This window comes from Proteus sp. MB838, from assembly GCF_054767435.1.
Map to the genome: position 1 here is coordinate 1 of NZ_BAABMO010000082.1, position 3,997 is coordinate 3,997.

5 protein-coding genes are annotated in these 3,997 nt (G+C 37.4%); 1 reads left to right on the forward strand and 4 read right to left on the reverse strand.

Annotated elements, in window-relative coordinates:
- The 4 genes from rcsF to metN all read right to left on the reverse strand — a co-directional run.
- Nucleotides 1–384, reverse strand: a 384-nt coding sequence (rcsF, locus tag ACYUCW_RS17845) for an Rcs stress response system protein RcsF (protein WP_460409164.1), incomplete at its 3' end; no start/stop codon positions are given.
- A 130-nt stretch (nt 385–514) separates the two neighbouring features.
- Nucleotides 515–1,330 carry a MetQ/NlpA family lipoprotein gene (locus ACYUCW_RS17850; protein ID WP_004248707.1) on the reverse strand — a complete coding sequence of 272 codons (816 nt, stop codon included), beginning with the start codon at nt 1,328–1,330 and terminating at the stop codon, nt 515–517.
- A 94-nt stretch (nt 1,331–1,424) separates the two neighbouring features.
- On the reverse strand, nt 1,425–2,078 hold the full coding sequence (locus ACYUCW_RS17855; protein ID WP_004245447.1) for a methionine ABC transporter permease MetI: 654 nt from the start codon (nt 2,076–2,078) through the stop codon (nt 1,425–1,427).
- Complete coding sequence (gene metN / locus ACYUCW_RS17860) at nt 2,071–3,102, reverse strand: methionine ABC transporter ATP-binding protein MetN (protein WP_004245446.1); 1,032 nt, start codon at nt 3,100–3,102, stop codon at nt 2,071–2,073. The genes ACYUCW_RS17855 and metN overlap by 8 nt, the downstream gene beginning before the upstream one ends.
- 210 nt (nt 3,103–3,312) lie before the next feature.
- Between metN and gmhB the strand changes: the two genes are divergently transcribed.
- Complete coding sequence (gmhB, locus tag ACYUCW_RS17865; protein WP_004245445.1) at nt 3,313–3,879, forward strand: D-glycero-beta-D-manno-heptose 1,7-bisphosphate 7-phosphatase; 567 nt, start codon at nt 3,313–3,315, stop codon at nt 3,877–3,879.
- The last annotated feature ends 118 nt before the right edge of the window (nt 3,880–3,997 follow it).

Below are 3,997 nucleotides of genomic sequence, written 5' to 3' on the forward strand. Positions count from 1 at the left end.
TTCACAGATTGCCGATTGATAGCAACCCATTCCTGTGACTATTTGGCATTCATGTAATAAAACTGCATTCGCATTTTTATAAGCCGCTTTGGTAGCCATTCTTTTTTTCGCAGCAGGTAAGCTTGCGGGTGGATCTTGTAGTGTTTGTCGGCAAGATTCACCGGCAACAACACCTAAATCTTTAAAAGGCGCACCTAAAAGATCTTCTGTTTTTTCAACAATGCGAACAGGAGATAAAGTTTGCTGTTTGGGCTTTTGTGGTTGGCCAGGTTTATTTAAACGCATATCCGTAAACTTAGACTGATCAACATCAGATGATTTCTGCATTGAACAGCCGGTCATAAACAGCGCTATAATGCCAATAAGTAGCAAGCGCATGTGCATGGGTATATCCTCTTTATTATTGTCTATACAAAAATTAAACCGCCCTAATTTAATGCAAATTAGCCCAGTAAAAAAGAGAAAGGCGAACAAATGTCCGCCTTTTTTATTATTAAGTTGAGTTGTGAGATGATTACCAACCTTTTACTGCACCACCGTTAAAAATCTTATTCGCAGCGCTATCAACTTCATCTGTTTGATAAGATTGAATAAATTTCTTCACATTTTCATCATCTTTATTGTCTTCACGGGCAACAATAATATTGACATAAGGTGAATCTTTATCTTCAACAAAAATACCATCTTTTGCTGGAGTTAAGTTAACTTGACTCGCATAGGTTGTATTAATAACCGCTAAGTAGATTTTTTGATCATCTAAAGAGCGCGGTAATTGTGGTGCTTCTAACTCAACTAATTGTATGTTTTTCGGATTTTCAATGATATCCAGTTTAGTCGGTAATAAACCAACCCCTTCCTTTAATTTCACTAATCCTACTTTTTCTAAAAGTAGCAGTGAACGACCTAAGTTGGTTGGATCATTAGGGATAGCCACTTGTGCACCATCGGGTAAATCTGCTAAATCCGTTATTTTTTTAGAATAACCAGCAATAGGGTAAATAAAGGTATTACCTACAGCTGTAATTTTGTAATTACGATCTTTGATTTGTTGATCTAAATAAGGCTTATGTTGAAAGGCATTAATATCAATATCACCACGGCTTAATGATTCATTCGGCATGACAAAGTCATTGAAAGTGACGAGTTCAACATTAAGTCCATATTTATCTTTAGCGACTTGTTTAGCAACTTCAGCAACTTGTTGTTCAGAACCAGAAATAACCCCCACACGGATATGATTGGGATCTTTTTCTTTTTCGCCACAACCTGCTAAAGCTAAAGCACCGACTAACGCACTGACTACAGCAAGTGATTTAAATTTCAATGACATAGATTTACCCTTTCTTTGAACTGGTTAAATAAAAGGTTTCATACAAACTACATTTATTGATTAGATAGTAGATGAATAGAAACCTTTAATTCATTTATTTATGTGTTGTCAGTTTAACTAAACGATCGCCAATAAACTGAATGATAAAAACAAGAATAACAAGTAGTACAATAACGGTATTCATTACTGTGGCATTATAGCCCACATAACCATACTGATAACCAATTTGACCTAAACCACCGGCACCCACAGCGCCCCCCATTGCGGAATAACCGACTAATGTAATGAGTGTAATGGTCGCAGCATTAATTAAACCTGGTAAAGATTCTGGTAATAAAACTTTCTTGATTATCTGCATTGGTGTTGCCCCCATGGCACGAGAAGCTTCAATTAAACCATGAGGTATTTCTAATAAGGTATTTTCTACCATACGTGCAATAAAAGGTGCAGCTCCTACAGTTAACGGAACGATAGCCGCCTGTAAACCAATGGATGTTCCTACTACCATACGTGTAAAAGGGATCATCCAAACTAATAAGATAATAAAAGGGATGGCCCTAAAAATATTAACTAAAGCAGAAATCACTTTATAAGCGGGTGAGTTCGCCATAATTTGCTCTGGTCGAGTCACATAAAGTAAGACACCTAATGGTAATCCAATGACAAAACCAAAAAAGCCTGAGACAAATGTCATGACTAAGGTTTCCCAGATCCCACTAATTAATAAATAAATCATTCCTTCAGACATAACCGAGAACCTCTACTTTCACATGATGCTCTTCTAAAAACGCGATAGACTTTTCTGTGTTACCATTTTTACCGTGTAATTCTGCTAGCATCACGCCAAACTTTACTCCACCGGCATAGTCCATTTGAGAACTTAAAATATTAATATCAGCATCAAAACGACGAGCAACAATAGACATTAATGGCGCATCAACAGATAACCCATTAAATTCAAGCTTTAACAGCGGGAATAAGCCTTCTTCCCACTCTGGCTTCATACGTTCTTTATAATCGTCAGGAATATCCAATTGTAATGTTGATTGAATAAATGCTTGAGAAACGGGTGTTTTAGGGTGAGAGAAAACCTCACTTACCGCATCACTTTCAACTAATTGACCACCACTGATCACGGCAACTTGGTCACAAATACGTTTTACAACATCCATTTCATGAGTGATAAGTAAAATAGTTAACCCTAAACGACGATTAATATCTTTTAACAGTTCTAAAATAGAACGTGTCGTTGCAGGATCAAGAGCACTAGTTGCCTCATCACACAATAAAACGTTTGGTGAATTAGCTAATGCTCGAGCAATCGCAACACGCTGCTTTTGTCCCCCTGATAAATTGGCAGGGTAATACTCTTTTTTATCTGCTAAACCCACTAATTCTAATAACTCATTAACACGTTTATTAATATCTGCCCGCGGCGTGTTATCAAGTTCTAGAGGTAAGGCAACATTATCAAATACCGTTCTTGAGGACAGTAAATTAAAATGTTGGAAAATCATGCCAATGCCACGACGTGCTTTGGTTAATTCTTTATCAGATAATTTTGTTAGATCACGACCATCAACCCAAACTTCACCTGATGTCGGCTTTTCTAACATGTTTACACAGCGTATGAGAGTACTTTTACCTGCACCTGACGATCCAATCACACCAAAAATCTGCCCTTGTGGCACATGCAGGTTAATATTTGATAGCGCTTGTATTGAACGCGCTCCCTGCTTAAATACTTTATTTATATTCGTCAGTTTAATCATCTTGTTCTTTATATAAGTAGAATATGGGACATTCACGCTATTCTGCCCGAGTTAAAATAGATGTTAAGGCGTCTAGACGTCCAAGTCAACAAAAAAGAGCAGAAGCGTAATAGGTAATAATAGTCAATAAAAGAAAGAAAGGTGGATATGCTTCTCTATATAAGAAAAAACATGCGATACTAAGCGCAAATATCTAAAAGGAGTAATGCTGTGAGCAAGGGGATTTCTGCGATTTTTTTAGATCGCGATGGAACGATTAATATCGATCATGGTTATGTATCTGAAATTGATAACTTTGAATTTATCGAAGGTGTGATTGAAGCAATGGCTGAATTAAAAGCCATGGGATATGCTTTAGTGCTAGTGACTAATCAGTCAGGTATTGGTCGAGGGTATTATAGTGAAGATCAGTTTTTACATTTAACTGAATGGATGGATTGGTCTTTAGCTGATCGAGGCGTCGATTTAGACGGCATTTATTATTGCCCACATCATCCAGATGCAATTATAGAAGAATACAAAAAAGAGTGTGACTGTCGTAAACCTGCAACAGGTATGTTTATGGATGCGAAAGCACAATTAAACATCGATATGGCATCTTCTTATATGGTGGGAGATAAAAAAGAAGATATGTTGGCAGCAAAAGCGGCTGGCGTTGGGCATAAAATTCTCGTTCGCACAGGAAAAGCGATTACAGAAGAGGCCGAAACTTGTGCAGATTTTGTTCTAGATAGCTTAGCTGACCTGCCAAAATGGCTTAAAAGCCACAAAAAATAGGCACTTCGTTTAATTAACCAACAAACAAACATTTTTTTTCAAAAAACTATTGCCAGCCTCAGAAAACTCCCTATAATGCGTCCTCGTTGTCACGGCACAGGGCGCTAAGCGAACCGGC

Excerpts from the sequence above, each read along its gene's own strand:
- ACYUCW_RS17850 (WP_004248707.1), bottom strand. The coding sequence starts at position 1,330 with ATGTCATTGAAATTTAAATCACTTGCTGTAGTCAGTGCGTTAGTCGGT.
- ACYUCW_RS17855 (WP_004245447.1), bottom strand. The coding sequence starts at position 2,078 with ATGTCTGAAGGAATGATTTATTTATTAATTAGTGGGATCTGGGAAACC.
- metN (WP_004245446.1), bottom strand. The coding sequence starts at position 3,102 with ATGATTAAACTGACGAATATAAATAAAGTATTTAAGCAGGGAGCGCGT.